This window comes from Archangium sp. Cb G35, from assembly GCF_001896145.1.
GTDB lineage: Bacteria > Myxococcota > Myxococcia > Myxococcales > Myxococcaceae > Archangium > Archangium violaceum.
Genome location: NZ_MPOI01000001.1, coordinates 497,950 through 513,597 on the forward strand (window position 1 = coordinate 497,950; position 15,648 = coordinate 513,597).

Consider the following 15,648-nt stretch of genomic DNA (forward strand, 5'->3'; position numbering starts at 1 on the left):
GGGGGGGTCCTTGAAAGTCATTGCGTGGACGGCGTGCCGGCGAGACGCGCGCGCATGCCGTGTTCGAACTTCGAGCCGCGGGTCTCGAAGGGCTCCAGCTTCCAGAGCAGCCACTCCAGCCAGGGCGGGAAGTCCCCCTGCCACTTCACCTCCAGCAGCGTGGCGGGGGCGCGGTGGAGCAGCCGGGGCGGAGCGGCCGGTTCGCCCGCAGCGCTCTGCTCCGGCGGGAGGGCGAAGAGCAGCTCCTCGTCCACGGTGATGCGGACGCTGGCATCCGGGTTGGCGTACGTGTTGCGCCGGTACCACGCTGTCACCCACGGCCTCACGGGCGAAGACGCGGCCTGCCGCAGCAGGGTGGCCGCCGCGCTCTCCCCGGGCAGGGGCCTGCCCGAGAGCAACGCCGCCGCTTCGTCCGCGGAGAGCGAGGCGCGAATCTTGGTGCGCCGCTGCCCGGAGCTCGTCTTCATCTCCAGGTAGCGCGTTCCCGTCAGCACGGGAGGGCACGCGAGGTTCACCGTCCCCGCGTACTCCCGCAGCCGCAGGCGTTGGGGGCGTCCGGCCCGGCACGAGCCCAGGAAGTCCAGCCCCTCGGTGTCGAAGTACGTCGTCCGCGTGAAGGAGAACGGAAGACTGGCGTCGTACACGCAGGGGTTGGTCCACTGCCGGGTGTCCCGGAGGAAGTTCTCCAGGGCCTCGCGCGAGGGCTGGAAACGCCGCTCGTGGTCCAGCTCTGGCGCGGGGGTGGACATGGGGGAAGGGCTCGTCCGGGCCGGGGCGTTCATGGGGCCGTTCCGAACGCGGCTTCGACCTCGGCCTGACGCTTCGCCGCGAAGTTCAGCAGGCCGTTGGTGCCACTGAGCGAGTCCTCGAAGGCCTGGGGGCCACTGATGAAGGTGTAGCCCGCCTGCTCCGCGTTCTCGCCCACCACGTATGGGGCGATGAGCTCATGCGCCTCGCGCAGCCGGGCCTGCAGCGATTCCGGGGACAGCGGGCCCCGCGCCGCGTCCAGCGCGTAGCGCTTGTAGATTTCCGCGTAGGTGGGGTCATCCATCAGGAAGCGGATGAGCGGCCAGGTCGCGTCCACCGTGTCCTGCGTCAGCGACGACGGCCGCCCCATGCCGTCACCCATGGCCCGGTCGTGGTCCCAGGTAATCCAGTGCAGACGCCCGCCATCGTCCGGGTTGGAATAGAGGTAGTAGTTGTGCGCCATGGCGCCGTAGGCGTCCCAGTTCTGCAGCGCCGTGTTGACGGCGAGCCACTGGAGGAAGCCCTCCACGTCCAGCTTCGCCTCCAGGCGCGCACGCCAGGCCGCCGCGTCCGTGCGGTCCGAGTTGAGCGCGGCGATGGCCTCCTCCACGGCCGTCCAGCCCTGCTCCTCGTTGGACTGGATGTCGAAGGACTCCTGGTCGAAGGCCTGCCACCGGGCGCCCACGCCATCCGCCTCGTAGAGCGCTCCCTTGTGGCCGCCGAAGCTCCGGTCGAGCAGCGGCTCATCCGGGTCCTCGTTGAGGGTGTAGAGGCCGAAGTACTGGGGCCCGTTGCCGTGGTCCACGTACAGGGCGACGAAGGCGGTGTGTCCGGCCGGCACGCCGAGCTCGCGGAAGATGTCCGTGGACACCTTGTCGCGCAGCAGCGACGTGTCGGCCGCGCCGTTGCCGAACGACAGCTTGTCGAAGCCGTAGAAGCGCTGGTCGTCGATCTCCGGGTGCTGGTCCTCGAACTCGTCGAAGTTGAGCCGGAAGGGCAGCTTGCCCACGCCGCTGCGCCACGTCTGCGACAGCGACGAGTTGCCCTTCATGCGAATGCCCACGTAGTTCCAGGTCTTCCCGTTGAAGTGCACCGTGGAGGGCACGTACACCGGCGTGTTGGGGATGATGTCCCCGCCACCGCCGCCACCTGGCGCGCCACCGCCGCCCGGGGCACCGCCGCCCCCTGGATCGCCACCACCGCCGGGTGCTCTCGTGGGCCGGCACAGCAGTTGGGCGCCATCCGGAGACTTGCCGCAGGTGCTGGTGAAGGTGCTGCCGTTGAGGGTCGCCGTGCAGGCGTCTCCCTCCGCCTTGTCCTGGCATGCCTGCACGAGCTCGGGGGGAAGGCCGCCGCCACCGGGCATGCCACCTCCACCTCCACCTCCGGGCATGCCGCCACCGGAGCCGAACGCCCCCAGCATGCCGGTCATGTCGTCCTGCATCGTCTGCCAGTCCTCCGGCGTGATGACGACGTCGATCCGGTTCACCTTTCCCTGGGCGAAAACGATGTCGTAGGCGGGAGGGGCATCCTTCCCGTGGGACTCCTCGCTCCAGCCCTCGGGCCGTTCGATGCCGCCACAGGCGGCCGCGAAGGTGAGGGCGAGCGTGGCGAGTGCTCCAAGTCGCGGACTTCTCTTCATAAGGGTCCTCTCGAAGGGGGGCGTGGTGCTTCGAGTGGGCACCCTGAAGGGAGTCCGTGACCTGTTCTTTACGCGGGTGTGACGAAATATTTTGGATGTGAATACGCGGTGACGGCCCTCTCATCGCCTGGGAAAAGATCCATTTCCGGGTCCTCCCCTCAATTCCAACTCAGGAGCCCCCAACGGCATGGGGGCTGTGAGTCTCGAGTGGAGGAAGACGCCATATGAAGACGCGAGGCGGCAGGCAGGGCCGTGTGGGTAGAACGGGGCCGTGGTGTGGACGGCTGTTCATCGCGCTGGGAGTGCTGTCCGGGGCGGGGGCGTGCGGCACCACGGACGTGAAGGACGAGCCGAAGACGCGGAGCGAGGACAACCTCTCGGAGCGCTGCGAGGTGCGGCCGCCTCCCACGGGAGACTTCGCGCCGGAGCTGCAGTGGGCGTGGACGGGCAGTGAGGTGCTGCCCGAGCACAATCAGGTGATGATGACGCCGGTGGTGGTGGACGTGAACGGGGACCGTATCCCGGACATCGTCTTCAGCACCTTCTCGGGGGCCAACTACAGCGGGAACGGGGTGCTCCGGGCCGTCAGTGGAGATGACGGGCGAGATCTGTGGGCCGTCACGGACCCGTATGCCCGGGTGAAGCCCGCCGCGAGCATCGCCGCCGGTGACCTCGATGGCGATGGCCTGGTGGAGATCTGCGGCATCCCCGAGAACGGCCGCGGCATCGTCTGCTTCGAGAACGATGGCACCTTCAAGTTCCGCTCGGCCGAGGACGCGTACGACTACAACGAGTGGGGCGGTCCCTCGCTGGCGGACCTGGACGGCGACGGCACCGTGGAGATCCTCGACGGCAACCGCGTCTACAGCCACACCGGCGCCCTGAAGTGGGTGGGCTCGGATGGCATGGGCGGCGCGCAGTACACGGGCCCTGTCTCCTTCGCGGCGGACATCGACCAGGACGGCACGCAGGAGGTCATCAACGACCGGGCCATCTACCGCGCCGATGGCACGCTCAAGTGCGCCAACACGGAGATTCCCCACGGTTTCGCGGGCGTGGCCAACTTCGACGAGGACGCGGCGGGTGAGGTGGTGGTGGCGGGCCACGGCAAGGTGAGCCTGCTCGATGACGACTGCTCGCTCTTGTGGAGCGTGGACGTCCCCGCCGGTGGCCATGGCGGCTCGCCCAACATCGCGGACTTCGACGGGGACGGCCAGCTGGAGATCGGCCTGCCCGGCGAGTGGGCGTACTCCGTCTTCGCGGCGGACGGCACCGTGAAGTGGTCCAGCCCCATCCAGGACTACAGCTCCGGCCGTACCGGCTCCACCTCCTTCGACTTCGAGGGCGACGGCAAGCTCGAGGTCGTCTTCGCCGACGAGCTGACGCTGCGCATCTACGACGGTGCCACCGGCGCGGTGCGCTGGGAGATCCCCAACACCTCGAGCACCACGCACGAGAACCCCGTCATCGCGGACGTGGATGGGGACCATGCGGCGGAGCTGGTGGTGGTCTCCAACAACCATGCGTCTCCGGGCGGCACCCACGGCGTGCGCGTGTTCCACGACCGGGAGGAGGACTGGGCCGGCACTCGGCGCATCTGGAACCAGCACGCCTACTCGGTGACGAACGTCAACGACGACGGCTCCATCCCGGCGCGCCCGGCGAGCAACTGGTTGAACTCCAAGCTCAACACCTTCCACGCCAACGTGGCCGGCTACTTCGGCGACGGCCCCGGCCCCTTCTCCGCCTCGGACCTCTCCGTGTCCGATGTGTCCGCCACGTGTGATGGCGAGGGCTCGCTCGGCCTCTCCGCTCGCGTGCGCAACCAGGGCCAGGCGGTGGCGGCGGCGGGCCTGAAGGTGGCCTTCTACTCGGGGAACCCGGCCTCCGGTGGCACGCTGCTCACCGTGGCCCGGCTCGCCGAGGCGGTGCCCGCGGGCGCGGATGTCCTCGTCACCACCTCCGTGATCTCCCCCAGCTCCGGCACCTCCGAGCTCTTCGTCCGCGTGGATGACGACGGCACGGGCACGGGCCGCGACACCGAGTGCCGCGAGGACAACAACGCCGCCTCCGCCTCGGTGGACTTCACCTGCGAGGCGCCGCCTCCGGGCAACCTGCCGCCGGTGGCCATCTGCCGTGACGTCACCGTGCCCGCCAATGCCTCGTGCCGGGGCAGCGCCAGCGTGGACAACGGCAGCCATGATCCGGACAACGGGCCGGCGCCGCTCTCCATCTCCCAGTCTCCGGATGCGTCCTTCGGTCCGGGCAGCCACGCCGTCACCCTGACGGCCTCGGACGGCGAGGCGAGCGCGCAGTGCGTGGGCATCGTCACCGTGGTGGACTCGGCGAAGCCCACCATCTCCTGCCCCCTGTCGGTGGATGCCCGGTTGAGTCTCGGCAGCATCGGGGTCGCCGTGCGCTACGCCGTCTCGGCCCAGGACAACTGCGGCCCGGTGACCGTCACCTGCTCGCGGCCCCCCGGCTCGCTCTTCTTGCTGGGCCTGACGAACGTCACGTGCACCGCCACGGACACGTCCGGCAACACCGACTCGTGCAACTTCGGCATCCGCGTGAGCCTCGGCATCTCCCTGCCGTGATGTTCGGCAGTTGACACCAGGCCGGGAAAGCTCTCACTACCCATCAGCTTTCCCGGCCCGCCTGTCCGGGCCATGACGAGGTTTGGGCTCACGGCAAATTTTTTCCCTACCTGGGTGCAGGGGCATGGGTTAGAGTGCACCCACCCCCCCGAGGCTCCAACACGAGGGAAGAAGCATGGGTAACGCACTGCATTCATCTCTGGCCGTCCCCCCACGGCCCTCACGGTCCTCTCCCGCCATCGCCGCGCTGGCCACGCCCGCGCTGGCCACCCTGTGGGAAGAGCCGATGCACTTCGCGCCGGAGACGTCACGGCTCCCCGAGGAGCTGAACCGGCAGGAGCTGTTCTCGCGCATCTGCGTGAGGGATCCGTACTACGCGCTGAGCGAGGTGCGGGCGGTGGGCAAGGGCGAGCTGACGGCGCGGGTGCCGGTGGAGCAGGAGACGGGGGGCGAGGCCTCGCCCATCAACGCGGCGGAGGTGGGGCGGCATCTGGCCATCCTCGGCTCGTGTGCGTCGGCGCTGGTGAACCCCAAGGAGGGGCAGCACTACTACCTGGCGCGGCGCGCGCGGTTGGAGCGGCTGCACGCGGACCCGCTGCCCCGGGCCACCGAGCTGCTGGTGGGCACGGCGAAGGCGGAGTTCCGGGAGAAGCGCACCGCCACGGCCCAGACGCGGCTGATGGACGCGCGGGGCCAGGAGCTCTTCTCGCTGGAGGTGGACTACAACGTGCTGTCCGCGGCGGCCTTCCTGCGCCTCTTCCAGGGGGCGCGCCAGGAGATGCGCCGCGAGCCCCGGGCCGAGCGCGGGCCCCGCTGCTCGTCCGGCGACTTCGCCGCGATGAGGACGAACCCCCACCGCCAGCCGCCGCCGCTCCACGGCTACGTGCGGGACGGGGAGTGCCTGAAGGCCACGCTGGGCCCGGTGAGCGCGGAGCTGTGCAAGGGCCACTTCGCCCTGCACCCGGTGCTGCCGGTGGCGGTGGTGATGAGCGGCCTGTCCGGGCTGGCGGGCTCGCTGCTGCGCGAGCTGGTGGGCAACCCGGCCGTGCGCTACCTGGTGAAGCAGGGCGAGGTGCGCGCCGACAGCCTGGCCTACGCCGGTGAGTCGGTGACGTTCGGTTCCCACCTCCACGGGGTGGAGGGCCGCGACTACCGCTTCTACTGCTGGGCCTCGGTGGGCGAGCGCCTGGTGGGCGTGATGGAGCTGACGCTCACCTGCCTGGAGTGAGCCTCACTCCCAGGTGATTTCGAAGTCCACCGAGTCCAGGCCGAGCACGTTGGCCCTCACGGTGCCCTTGAAGCCGAGGGCCTCCAGCGCGCCCTCGAAGATGCCCACGTGGTAGGCGGCGGGCTGCATGTCGCCGCAGTAGGAGAGGATGCAGCCCTTGGAGCCGGCGGGGCGGTGCTCGCGCTTGCCGTACGTCACCACGGTGCTGAAGGCCACGCGCGTCTGGGCGAAGAGCCGCTGCGGGTCCCCCTTGCCGAGGATGCCGAAGACGACCTGGCCCGGGCCGGTGGAGAAGTTCTGCACGCAGGCGCGGCCGCAGGCGTTGAAGACCTGGTTCTCGTTGCCCAGCTTCCACTCGAGCGCGTCCGCCGCGCTGTAGAGCATGGTGAGGTAGTCCGAGGCGGGATAGGTCCGCAGGTCCGCGATGTCCTTGGCCAGGGCGCCGGTGCGCACCTGGCGCAGCGCCTGGGGGCCTCCCTTGCGTTCGATGAGCTCGAAGACCACCCGGAAGAAGATGCCCCGCACGGAGTCCGGGGGCTTGGTCAGGGCGATGCGGGCAGCGAGCTCGGTCTTGTTCGAGGGCATGGCTGGGGTGACAGCTTACCGGGAGTCCACGCCGGGTCGAGAAATCGCGACTCCGGGTAGTGGACAATTGGCCAACCTTTACTCGGAGTAGGGGCCTTTGGCATGACGCGCATGTCTTCCAGGCACTTCCTCCAGAAGGTGGTGAAACCATGAAGCTCTACAGCTACTGGCGCTCCTCTTGTTCCTGGCGCGTGCGCATCGCGCTCAACCTCAAGGGCCTGCCGTACGAGTACGTGCCCGTGCACCTGGTGAAGGACGGAGGCCAGCAGAACTCCGACGCCTACCGTGCCATCAACCCCATGCGCACCGTGCCCACGCTGGAGGTGACCGAGGGCGGCAGGGTGCACCGCCTGGCCCAGTCCATGGCCATCCTCGAGTACCTGGAGGAGCGCCACCCCACGCCCGCCCTGCTGCCGGCCGAGCCCTTTCTCCGGGCCCGCTGCCGGATGTTGTCGGAGATGGTGAACTCGGGAATCCAACCGCTGCAGAACCTGTCCGTGCTGCAGCGCATCAAGGGTGAGCTGAAGGGGGACGACAAGGCGTGGTGCGCGTATTGGATAGACCGGGGCCTGGCGGCCTTCCAGGAGGTCGCGCAGGAGACGGCGGGGACGTACTGCCTGGGTGACACAGTGTCGTTCGCGGACGTCTTGCTGGTGCCCCAACTCTACGGAGCCCGGCGTTTCGGAGTAGACCTGCAGCCGTACCCGCTGCTCACCCGTATCGAAGCGGCGTGCGCCAGCCTTCCCGCCTTCCAGGCGGCACATGCGGACCGGCAGCCCGACGCGGTGCCGGCTTGAATTGAAGGAGTCGACGAATGGCGAAGCTCGAGTCGCTGGGCATCAAGGGATTGGAGAGCGTCCACTGGTACGTGCACGACCTGGAGCGCAGCCGACGCTTCTACGTGGACGGGCTGGACTTCGCCGAGCAGGGCGTTTCCTCGCCACAGCTGGAGAAGGAGGGGCGGCAGAAGTCGGCCGTCTTCCAGGCGGGCAACGTGGTGCTGGTGGTGAGCCAGCCGGTGGGCGAGGGCGGCCGTGCGTGGCGCTTCCTGCGCAAGCACCCGGATGGGGTGGGCACGCTCAACTACCAGGTGGAGGACATCGACAAGACGTACCGCCTGCTGGAGCAGCGCGGGGCCACCTTCATCACGGACATCCAGCGCCACACGGACGACAAGGGCGGCAAGCTGGCGCAGTTCTCCATCACCACGCCGTTCGGTGACACCACGTTCCGCTTCATCCAGCGGGATGGGTACAAGGCGCTCTACCCGGGCTTCGTGCAGCACGACAAGCCGCGCGGCGGCAACAACCGCTACGGCTTCACGCACATCGACCACATCACGTCCAACTTCCAGACGATGAAGCCCATGCTCCTGTGGATGGAGCACGTGATGGGCTTCGAGAAGTTCTGGGAGATTCAGTTCCACACCGACGACGTGGCCGCGCAGCAGAAGCGCGCGCACGGCTCGGGGTTGCGCTCCGAGGTGGTGTGGGATCCCGTGAGCCGGGTGAAGTTCGCCAACAACGAGCCGTTGCGGCCCTTCTTCAAGGCCTCGCAGATCAACATCTTCAACGAGGACCACCGGGGTGACGGCGTGCAGCACCTGGCGCTGGTGGTGAAGGACATCCTCACCTCGGTGAAGCAGATGCGCGAGAAGGCGGGCATCTCCTTCATGCCCACCCCGGGCACGTACTACGACGCGCTGCCCCAGCGCATCCAGGACCTGGGCATCAAGAAGATCGACGAGGACATCCAGGTGCTGCGCGACCTGGAGGTGCTCGTGGACGGCGCGGGGGAGCACAGCTACCTGCTGCAGATCTTCATGAAGGACGCGGCGTCGCTCTACAAGGATCCGGGCGCGGGTCCGTTCTTCTACGAGATCATCCAGCGCAAGGGAGACCAGGGCTTCGGTGGTGGCAACTTCCGAGCCCTGTTCGAGAGCATCGAGCGTCAGCAGAAGTCAGAAGGGCGCGCCTGAGCCTTCCCGCCTCCTAGAGGTCCCGCTTCTCGAGCTTCGCCAGGAGGCTCGCCAACTGATCGGCCGTGGCCTGGACGGTGTTCTGATTCGTCCAGGAGGGCAGATCCGTCCGGGCCGTGGGGGGCGTGACGGCGACCTGGACCAGATTGGTCGTCTCGTTGGGATCCTTCGAGAGGTCGTACAGCTCCCACTCCTGTGCGGCCTTGCCAGAAGGATCGAAGTAGCGCGCGAGCTTGTAGTCCATCGTGCGGACGCACCGCACGTGATTGGGTTGCCGGACGGAGCCCGGAGCGAGCTCCACCGGCTGTTTGCCGTGCTTGCCCGTGCGCACGGCCTCCACGGTGGCCTTGTAGACCTCGAACTCCTTGTACGAGTGGGCCTCCTGCAACGTGCGCGAGGGGGGCAGGGGCGCGGTGATCTCATCGTCGGTGATGAAGAGGACGCCCTCGCGCGGGCTGCCGTCCGGATGCTTCACGACGTGTGGCGCCCACTCGCCCCGGATGAGCGGTGACAGATCGATTCCCGGCAGCGGGGGCACGGGCCGGCGCTCGGCGAGCGTGCGGCTGATCTTCTCACGTTGCTCGGGGCCAACGCCGGCCAGGCCGAGGATGGTCGGCAGGATGTCGATGTGGCTGGTGAGGGCGTCCACCTGGCGCAGCACCTGCCCGGGAGGCGGCGTGCCGGGGTTGGCCGGCTCCTTGCCGTGCTGCTCCAGCTGATTCCTCACCCAGGGCCGGTAGTTCACCACCACGGGGACATGCAGCGCCTCCTGATAGGCGGTGTGCCACTTCTCGAGCATCATGCCGTGGGCGGCGCCGTACTCGCCGTGGTCGGTGAGGAAGATGACGAGGGTGTTGTCGGCCTGGCCGGACTCCTCCAGGGCGGTGAGCACCGCGTCGATGTGCGCATCCACGACCGAGTGCAGCCAGGCATAGAGCTGGAGGAAGAGCAGGCAGCCCTCGTCGGGCTTGTCCGTGAGCTGGAAGGGGATGCAGTTGCGCAGGGCCAGGGAGACGGCGAGCTCCAGGGCCTGCTCGGGATTGGCCGTGGGCACGGCGCTGGCGACGTTGAAGCCGGCCTTCGCGGACAGCGCCAGGCCCATCTTGTAGGCGTAGTCGTGCTGGCAGGCCGGCTTGTCGGCCAGCGACTCGTTCTGCGTGGGAGAGGCCCGGGCACGGTCCTTGGGGAAGCCCAGGGGGTTGAGGGGGATCCGCATGGTGCCCGCGATGGGGGGCGGCGTGACGTCTCCCTGGGCCGGCACGGTGAGCGGTCCGAACAGGGACTGCGTGGTGGGGACGGGAAGCGTCTTCCCATTGGGCAGGGTGATGGGCTCCGCCGGCTTGTCGGCTGGCAGGGCCTGGGCAATCACTCCGGGATAGGTCGCGATGTCATGCGGGTTGGTGAAGGAGGCGACCGCGAACCAGGGCTTGATGTCCTGGGTATCGGGACCGGTCGAGTTGGGATCCCTGGCCTGGTCCGAGGCATAGGCGCGGTTGTAGTTGAGCGCCAGGCCCTTGCGCCGGATGAAGGCGCAGGCCGAGTCCGTGAAGCCCTCGTCGCGGTAGATGCCGAGGTTGTTGGGCTGCGAGCCGTGGGGCTCGGGGTAGGACATCTCCCAGTCATCGAAGCCGTAGCGCTGGAGCGAGTGCTCCGGCGGATTGCTCACGTGCCACTTGCCGAAATAGTGCGTGCTGTAGCCGGCCTCCCGCATCCAGGTGCCGAGCGTCGGAATGCCATCGGCGTCCAGCCAGGGGAAGTTCGAGGAATCACCGTTCTTGAACAGGCCATCCGTCTGCGTGACGCCCGTGCGTGTGCCGTACTGGCCCGTGTAGATGACGGCGCGGCTCGGCGTGCACGCGCTGGCGGCGATGGTGTGATTGCGCAGGACGACCGCGTTCTTTCGCAGCCGCAGCAGGCCGGGGAAGAACTTCGCGTAGGGATTGTTCTCGTCCACCTCACCATGGAAGCCGAGGATCTGCTTGAGCGGCTCGGGGAAGCCGCCATCGGGGCCGTAGGAGAAGCGCGGGAAGCGGTACTGATCGCAGGTGATCAACAAGATATTGGGGCGTGTGGGCATGGTTCCTTCTCCAGAGGCTTCTCATCGCGAGGCCTGGAGCGGCCCCGGCACGGGCCAGTGTGCCCCCACAGGAGTGGACCGCGCCAATGAATGGCGCGTGAATCCACCCGGGTCTTGTCGGCACGGACGGGCGGCTACCGGCAGGGGTAGTTGGCCTTGGAGCATGTGACGCCGTTGTTATAGGCGTCGTTGAAGTGGTTGTAGAACCCGTTGTAGAGCGGATGCACGGTGCCGGTTTCGGGCGCCATCTTCACGAACATCTCCTCGTTCTCGTTGAGCGCGTCCTGGGACCAGTTCTGCGAGCCGGAGTAGACCCGGTAGCCGTAGCTGGTGCCGTACTTGCCGTAGACGAGGAAGAACTTGTCGTGGACCTTGTCCTTGCGGCGGATGTTGACGCCCGCGTCGAGCAGCTCGTTGTAGACGGACTGCGGCATGCTGATGCCATCCGTGGAGTCCCCGCCCACCACCATCCACACGGCGCAGCCGCCGGCCCGGTAGCGCTTCACCTGCGCGAGGATCTCCGGACGCCCGGTGGTGACGAACGACATGCCGATGCGCAGCCGGCAGTTGGCGTCGGGCGTGACGTCGTTGAGGCGGGTGACGATGGTGTCCGTCTGGTTCAGCCCCTCGGGCGAGGCGTAGCCATCCGCGGGGTTGGCCAGGTAGTAGCCGCGGCCGCTGGCGGAGTCGTAGTAGTCATTGCCGGAGAAGTGCCGGCGGTTCCACATGTCCGAGAAGTTGGCGTTGAAGCCGTCATACAGCGTCACGGCGTCGTAGATGGTGACGGTGTTGTTGAACGCGTCCGGGCCGCTCGCGTAGGTCAGGTTCGACGAGCCGAACCACACCACGTACGGACGGGCCACCCCATTGGGGTCCCTGGTCTGGCTGAACGTGAACATCTTCGTGTGCATGTTGCCGGCCGCGCTCGTGCCGATGCAGCCGCCACCCCCACTCGAGTTGGTACAGAACCGGTGGTTGGTGAGCTTCTTGATGGTGGCCACCGCCGGGTCCGTGGAGGTCGCGTTCTTCCCGTCGAGCACGACGGATACCGAGACGCCGCGGTTCTGCGCCGCGAGGAGCGAATCCGCCACCCCGTCGATGCTGATGGAGTGGATGGTGCCCCGGATGGTGGCGCCCGCGGGCGTCGAGTCGATGAGCCGCCTCAACTCCGTGATGATGGTGTAGTCCCGGCCTGCGAACGCGGGCGGGTTGCTGAAGTGCGCCCAGACCGCCTTGCCGCCCACCGTCCCGGACGCGACGCTCACCCCCGACCGGATGGCGCCTACGTCCACCTCACCGCTGTCCTGCTCCGCGAAGGCCTCGCACCCCGTGGCCACCCACGTGCAGAGACCCACGGTCAGCGCCCTCAGAAAGCGAACACCCGGCATCGAACGCGGCATATCCTCTCCTGATTCTGGAAAATCGAGAAAACTAGATTTGCCGTATAGAGAGGCGAAACCTGAAAGTCAAATGAGGTCCACTCCGGGAGCCAACCCGGGTGAGTCCAATACCCTCACCCCGTCCCTCTCCCGGGGGGCGAGGGGAGAGGGGCACGGTCAGGGGACTGTGAACCGGTGATGTCTCGGCTCAGGTGAAGGGCAGGGCCGCCACGGTGGCCTCGGCGGGGCCGTCGCCCACCGCCAGCACCGTCCCCGGCTCCAGGTGGTCCCGGTGCACGTAGCCCAGCGCCACCGTCTGGCCCTTCAGGGGCGAGCGCACCACGCTCGTCACCCAACCCACCTTCTTGCCGTCCTTCTTCAGCTCGGTGCCCGGCGCCGCCTCGGTGCTCCCCAGCAGCAGACCCGACAGCTTCCGGTTCATGTGCCCCCGGAAGGTGGCTCGGGCGATGACCTCCTGCCCGATGTAGCACCCCTTGTTGTACGAGATGGCGTTCGTGAGGTTCGCCTCCAGCGGAATGGTGGTGTCCACCATGTCCTGGCCGTAGCGCGGCACCCCCGCCTCCACCCGCAGCATCTCGTGCGCCCGCCAGCCCAGCGGCTTCAGCCCGAAGGCTCCTCCCGCCGCCACCAGCGCCTTCCACACCGCCTCCAGCCCTCCCCGGGGCATCAGCAGGTCCACCCCCGGCTCCTGTCCGGGGCGGCCCACCGCCAGCACCTCCTGGCCCGCCAGGGACAGGGTCCGGGTCGCGTCCGAGGGCAGGGGAGCGAAGGGCCCGCCCGCCACCGCGCCCAGCAGCTCGGCCGTCCGGGGGCCGAGCAGCCGCAGCACCCCCAGCTCGCCCGTGGCCTCGAGCAGCTCGGCGTCCTCGGAGATGAGGAATTTCCCCAGGAATTCCTGGACCTTGGCGCCCATCCCGGGCTCCACGTCCAGCAGCAGGTCCGCCTCGCGCCGGAGGATGCGCGCGTCTCCCACCATGGCGCCCTTCACGGTGATCATCGCCGCGTAGGTGGCCGCCCCGGCCGCCAGCCCCTTCACGTCCTGCGTCACCATCCCGTGCAGGAAGGACACGCGGTCCTCGCCGGTTATCCGCAGCGCTTCCCGGTAGGTGGCATCATGGAGGGCCACCGCCTGCCGGGCCGCCCGGTACTCGGCTTCCACATCCCCGTAGTCGGCCACGGCCTCCCGGCCGTTGATCTCCAGGAAATGGGCTCCTGCCTGCTCATGAAGAAAATGCAGAGACAGCGGTTCCATGACCGTCGCTATATAGAGGGCCGGGAGTGAATGCCACGATGGATGTGAAACACCTGTCCGACTTCCTGGGCTTCTCGGCCGAGAAGCTCCAGAAGCACAACCTCTTCAAGTCCGAGCGCTTCTTCCTGGACGTGTACTGCCTGACGCCCGGCCAGAGCCAGAAGCCCCACCGGCACGCCACCTCGGACAAGGTGTACCTCGTCCTCGAGGGGCGGTGCCGCTTCCGCATTGGCACCGACGAGGCCTCGCATGGCCCCGGCGCCTCCCTCTTCGCACCCGCGGGCGTCGAACACGGCGTCACCAATGACGGCCCCGACAACGCCCGCCTCCTCGTCCTGATGACCCCCCCTCCGGAGCACGCATGAGCAAGAAGGCCAATCCGCCCCCTCCTGTCCCCGTCCGTGGTGCCGCGGCGCTACTGGGCCTGGCTCTCGCCGAGGCGGCGCTCTCCATCTACCAGTGGAAGGAACTCCTCACCCTGCGCGGCGGCGGTACCACCAGCTGCGGCATCTCCGAGAAGGTCAACTGCGAGACGGTGTGGAACTCGGCCTTCGCCAGCGCCGTGCACGAGCGGCTGGGCATGCCCGTGGCCGTGCTCGGCCTGGTGTGGGGCATCGTCGCCATGGCGCTCGCGGCGCTCTTCCTGGCGTGGCGCAGCAGCGGGCACACCGTGCGTCCCGCCACCAACGGCCTGCGTCTGACGGCCGCGGCCGGTGTGGCGGCCAGCCTCGTCTTCGGAATCGCGAGCGCGAGCGCCGGGGCGCTGTGCCCCACGTGTCTGGGCACCTATGCCCTCACGCTCGCCTTCGCCGCCGTGGCCTGGAAGGGCCTGCCCGGCCCGGTGGTGCCGCAGACGGGTGAGTGGGGCCGCGCCCTTCAGTGGACGGGTGGCTTCGCCGTCGCCGCCTACGTGGCGCTGCTGATTCCCGGCATGCAGACGCCCAAGTCCAGCGCCGCCGTGGACAAGGTGGCCACCATGAGCTCCACCGCCGCTCCCGGCTCGCTGGAGGCGTACCTGCTCAGCCTGCCCCCGCAGGAGAAGCAGGCCGTCTCCAACGCGCTCGCCCGCTACAAGATGGACACGCCGCTGCCGGCCCTGTCCGCCACGCGCCGCCGCTATGGCCCCGAGAACGCGCCGGTGAAGATGGTGGAGTGGACGGACAGCCGCTGCCCGCACTGCAAGAGCCTGGTGGAGGTGCTCGCCCTCATGAAGAAGCGCCTCCCCGAGGGCAAGTTGTCGCTGGAGGCGCGCCAGTACCCGCTCGACGCGCAGTGCAACACCGCCATGCCGCCGCAGGCCACCGATGGCTCCGGCACCCGCTGCATGGCGGCCAAGGCGCAGATCTGCACCGAGGACGCTCCGGACTACTGGGAGCTGCGCGAGAAGCTCTTCGCCGCCCAGGCCTCGCTCAATCCGCAGAACGTGCTGAGCATCATGTCCTCCGGCACGGTGACGCGCTCGCAGCTCGAGGCGTGCATCGCCAGCGCGGAGACGCAGAAGAAGCTGGCGGAGGACATCGCGTACGCCCAGCAGCACGACCTGCACGGCACGCCGCTGGTGGTCATCAACGGCCGCGAGGCGCTGCCCATCCCGTCCTTCCTCTACGCCCTCATCATGTCGGACGGGAACCCGGACGCGGCGGCCTTCAAGGTGCTGCCCGCGCCGCAGCAGCGGGCGCTGCAGGCGCACGATCACCCCCACTGAGCGGACGGACGCCATGGGCAAGCGCGACAAGAAGCCCGAGGCGCCCGCTCCGGCGGCGCCCTTCCACAACCCCTTCGCCGCGCTGAGCCTCAAGCGCGAGGAGCTGCCCGCGGGGCCGGCTCCCGCGCCCGTGAAGGCCGAGGTGTCCGAAGGGCCCAAGGGCCCGGCGCGCGCCGTGGTGCGCATGGAGCGCAAGGGGCGGGGTGGCAAGGAAGTGACGGTGGTGGAGCAGCTGGGGCTGTCCGCCGCCGAGCTGGAGAAGTGGCTCAAGGCCCTCAAGGGCGGCCTGGGCTGCGGCGGCACCGTGGAGGAGGACACCCTGGTGCTGCAGGGCGACCAGCGCGAGCGCCTCCCCGCGCTCCTGGAAGCCCGCGGCGTGCGCCGCGTCACGGTGGGGTGACGCGGGGGCGGAGGGTGGAGCCCGGGAGGCTCGACAC

General features: G+C 68.7%; 13 protein-coding genes. 7 read left to right on the plus strand and 6 right to left on the minus strand.

Annotated features, from left to right (window positions below; genetic code table 11):
• Window positions 1-17: 17 nt before the first annotated feature.
• Both BO221_RS02040 and BO221_RS02045 read right to left on the minus strand, forming a co-directional pair.
• Complete coding sequence (locus BO221_RS02040; protein ID WP_233165579.1) at window positions 18-749, minus strand: VTC domain-containing protein; 732 nt, start codon at window positions 747-749, stop codon at window positions 18-20.
• A 29-nt stretch (window positions 750-778) separates the two neighbouring features.
• Entirely contained in the window at window positions 779-2,389 is a 1,611-nt protein-coding gene (locus tag BO221_RS02045) for a CotH kinase family protein (protein WP_073558634.1), read from the minus strand.
• A 224-nt stretch (window positions 2,390-2,613) separates the two neighbouring features.
• Between BO221_RS02045 and BO221_RS02050 the strand changes: the two genes are divergently transcribed.
• The gene (locus BO221_RS02050) at window positions 2,614-4,986 is read left to right on the plus strand and encodes an FG-GAP-like repeat-containing protein (protein WP_073558635.1); all 2,373 of its coding nucleotides are present in this window, start codon (window positions 2,614-2,616) and stop codon (window positions 4,984-4,986) included.
• A gap of 175 nt (window positions 4,987-5,161) precedes the next feature.
• Window positions 5,162-6,214, plus strand: coding sequence for a hypothetical protein (locus tag BO221_RS02055; RefSeq protein ID WP_073558636.1), 1,053 nt, complete (start codon window positions 5,162-5,164; stop codon window positions 6,212-6,214).
• A 3-nt stretch (window positions 6,215-6,217) separates the two neighbouring features.
• Here the strand turns inward: BO221_RS02055 and BO221_RS02060 are convergent, their stop codons facing one another.
• Window positions 6,218-6,799 carry a TIGR02265 family protein gene (locus tag BO221_RS02060; protein ID WP_073558637.1) on the minus strand — a complete coding sequence of 194 codons (582 nt, stop codon included), beginning with the start codon at window positions 6,797-6,799 and terminating at the stop codon, window positions 6,218-6,220.
• A gap of 149 nt (window positions 6,800-6,948) precedes the next feature.
• Here BO221_RS02060 and maiA point away from each other — a divergent pair, with 149 nt between their 5' ends.
• Both maiA and hppD read left to right on the plus strand, forming a co-directional pair.
• A complete protein-coding gene (gene maiA / locus BO221_RS02065) occupies window positions 6,949-7,596 on the plus strand; it encodes a maleylacetoacetate isomerase (RefSeq protein ID WP_073558638.1) in 648 nt (215 codons plus the stop codon).
• A 17-nt stretch (window positions 7,597-7,613) separates the two neighbouring features.
• Window positions 7,614-8,777 (plus strand): 4-hydroxyphenylpyruvate dioxygenase, encoded by a 1,164-nt coding sequence (gene hppD / locus BO221_RS02070; protein ID WP_073558639.1) that lies wholly within the window; start codon window positions 7,614-7,616, stop codon window positions 8,775-8,777.
• A gap of 13 nt (window positions 8,778-8,790) precedes the next feature.
• Here the strand turns inward: hppD and BO221_RS02075 are convergent, their stop codons facing one another.
• The 3 genes from BO221_RS02075 to BO221_RS02085 all read right to left on the minus strand — a co-directional run bounded on the left by BO221_RS02075 (window position 8,791) and on the right by BO221_RS02085 (window position 13,506).
• On the minus strand, window positions 8,791-10,854 hold the full coding sequence (locus BO221_RS02075) for a sulfatase-like hydrolase/transferase (protein WP_073558640.1): 2,064 nt from the start codon (window positions 10,852-10,854) through the stop codon (window positions 8,791-8,793).
• A gap of 134 nt (window positions 10,855-10,988) precedes the next feature.
• Window positions 10,989-12,254 carry a phospholipase D-like domain-containing protein gene (locus BO221_RS02080; RefSeq protein ID WP_233165580.1) on the minus strand — a complete coding sequence of 422 codons (1,266 nt, stop codon included), beginning with the start codon at window positions 12,252-12,254 and terminating at the stop codon, window positions 10,989-10,991.
• A 187-nt stretch (window positions 12,255-12,441) separates the two neighbouring features.
• Window positions 12,442-13,506 carry a folate-binding protein YgfZ gene (locus BO221_RS02085; RefSeq protein WP_073558641.1) on the minus strand — a complete coding sequence of 355 codons (1,065 nt, stop codon included), beginning with the start codon at window positions 13,504-13,506 and terminating at the stop codon, window positions 12,442-12,444.
• A 38-nt stretch (window positions 13,507-13,544) separates the two neighbouring features.
• Between BO221_RS02085 and BO221_RS02090 the strand changes: the two genes are divergently transcribed.
• The 3 genes from BO221_RS02090 to BO221_RS02100 are packed head-to-tail and all read left to right on the plus strand — an operon-like array spanning window position 13,545 to window position 15,611.
• A complete protein-coding gene (locus BO221_RS02090; RefSeq protein ID WP_073559411.1) occupies window positions 13,545-13,871 on the plus strand; it encodes a cupin domain-containing protein in 327 nt (108 codons plus the stop codon).
• A complete protein-coding gene (locus tag BO221_RS02095; RefSeq protein ID WP_073558642.1) occupies window positions 13,868-15,211 on the plus strand; it encodes a thioredoxin domain-containing protein in 1,344 nt (447 codons plus the stop codon). The genes BO221_RS02090 and BO221_RS02095 overlap by 4 nt, the downstream gene beginning before the upstream one ends.
• A gap of 13 nt (window positions 15,212-15,224) precedes the next feature.
• Window positions 15,225-15,611, plus strand: a complete 387-nt coding sequence (locus BO221_RS02100; RefSeq protein ID WP_043406928.1) for a translation initiation factor — start codon at window positions 15,225-15,227, stop codon at window positions 15,609-15,611.
• Window positions 15,612-15,648 lie beyond the last annotated feature (37 nt).

Excerpts from the sequence above, each read along its gene's own strand:
- BO221_RS02040 (WP_233165579.1), bottom strand. The coding sequence starts at position 749 with ATGTCCACCCCCGCGCCAGAGCTGGACCACGAGCGGCGTTTCCAGCCC.
- BO221_RS02045 (WP_073558634.1), bottom strand. The coding sequence starts at position 2,389 with ATGAAGAGAAGTCCGCGACTTGGAGCACTCGCCACGCTCGCCCTCACC.
- BO221_RS02050 (WP_073558635.1), top strand. The coding sequence starts at position 2,614 with ATGAAGACGCGAGGCGGCAGGCAGGGCCGTGTGGGTAGAACGGGGCCG.
- BO221_RS02055 (WP_073558636.1), top strand. The coding sequence starts at position 5,162 with ATGGGTAACGCACTGCATTCATCTCTGGCCGTCCCCCCACGGCCCTCA.
- BO221_RS02060 (WP_073558637.1), bottom strand. The coding sequence starts at position 6,799 with ATGCCCTCGAACAAGACCGAGCTCGCTGCCCGCATCGCCCTGACCAAG.
- maiA (WP_073558638.1), top strand. The coding sequence starts at position 6,949 with ATGAAGCTCTACAGCTACTGGCGCTCCTCTTGTTCCTGGCGCGTGCGC.
- hppD (WP_073558639.1), top strand. The coding sequence starts at position 7,614 with ATGGCGAAGCTCGAGTCGCTGGGCATCAAGGGATTGGAGAGCGTCCAC.
- BO221_RS02075 (WP_073558640.1), bottom strand. The coding sequence starts at position 10,854 with ATGCCCACACGCCCCAATATCTTGTTGATCACCTGCGATCAGTACCGC.
- BO221_RS02080 (WP_233165580.1), bottom strand. The coding sequence starts at position 12,254 with ATGCCGCGTTCGATGCCGGGTGTTCGCTTTCTGAGGGCGCTGACCGTG.
- BO221_RS02085 (WP_073558641.1), bottom strand. The coding sequence starts at position 13,506 with ATGGAACCGCTGTCTCTGCATTTTCTTCATGAGCAGGCAGGAGCCCAT.
- BO221_RS02090 (WP_073559411.1), top strand. The coding sequence starts at position 13,545 with ATGGATGTGAAACACCTGTCCGACTTCCTGGGCTTCTCGGCCGAGAAG.
- BO221_RS02095 (WP_073558642.1), top strand. The coding sequence starts at position 13,868 with ATGAGCAAGAAGGCCAATCCGCCCCCTCCTGTCCCCGTCCGTGGTGCC.
- BO221_RS02100 (WP_043406928.1), top strand. The coding sequence starts at position 15,225 with ATGGGCAAGCGCGACAAGAAGCCCGAGGCGCCCGCTCCGGCGGCGCCC.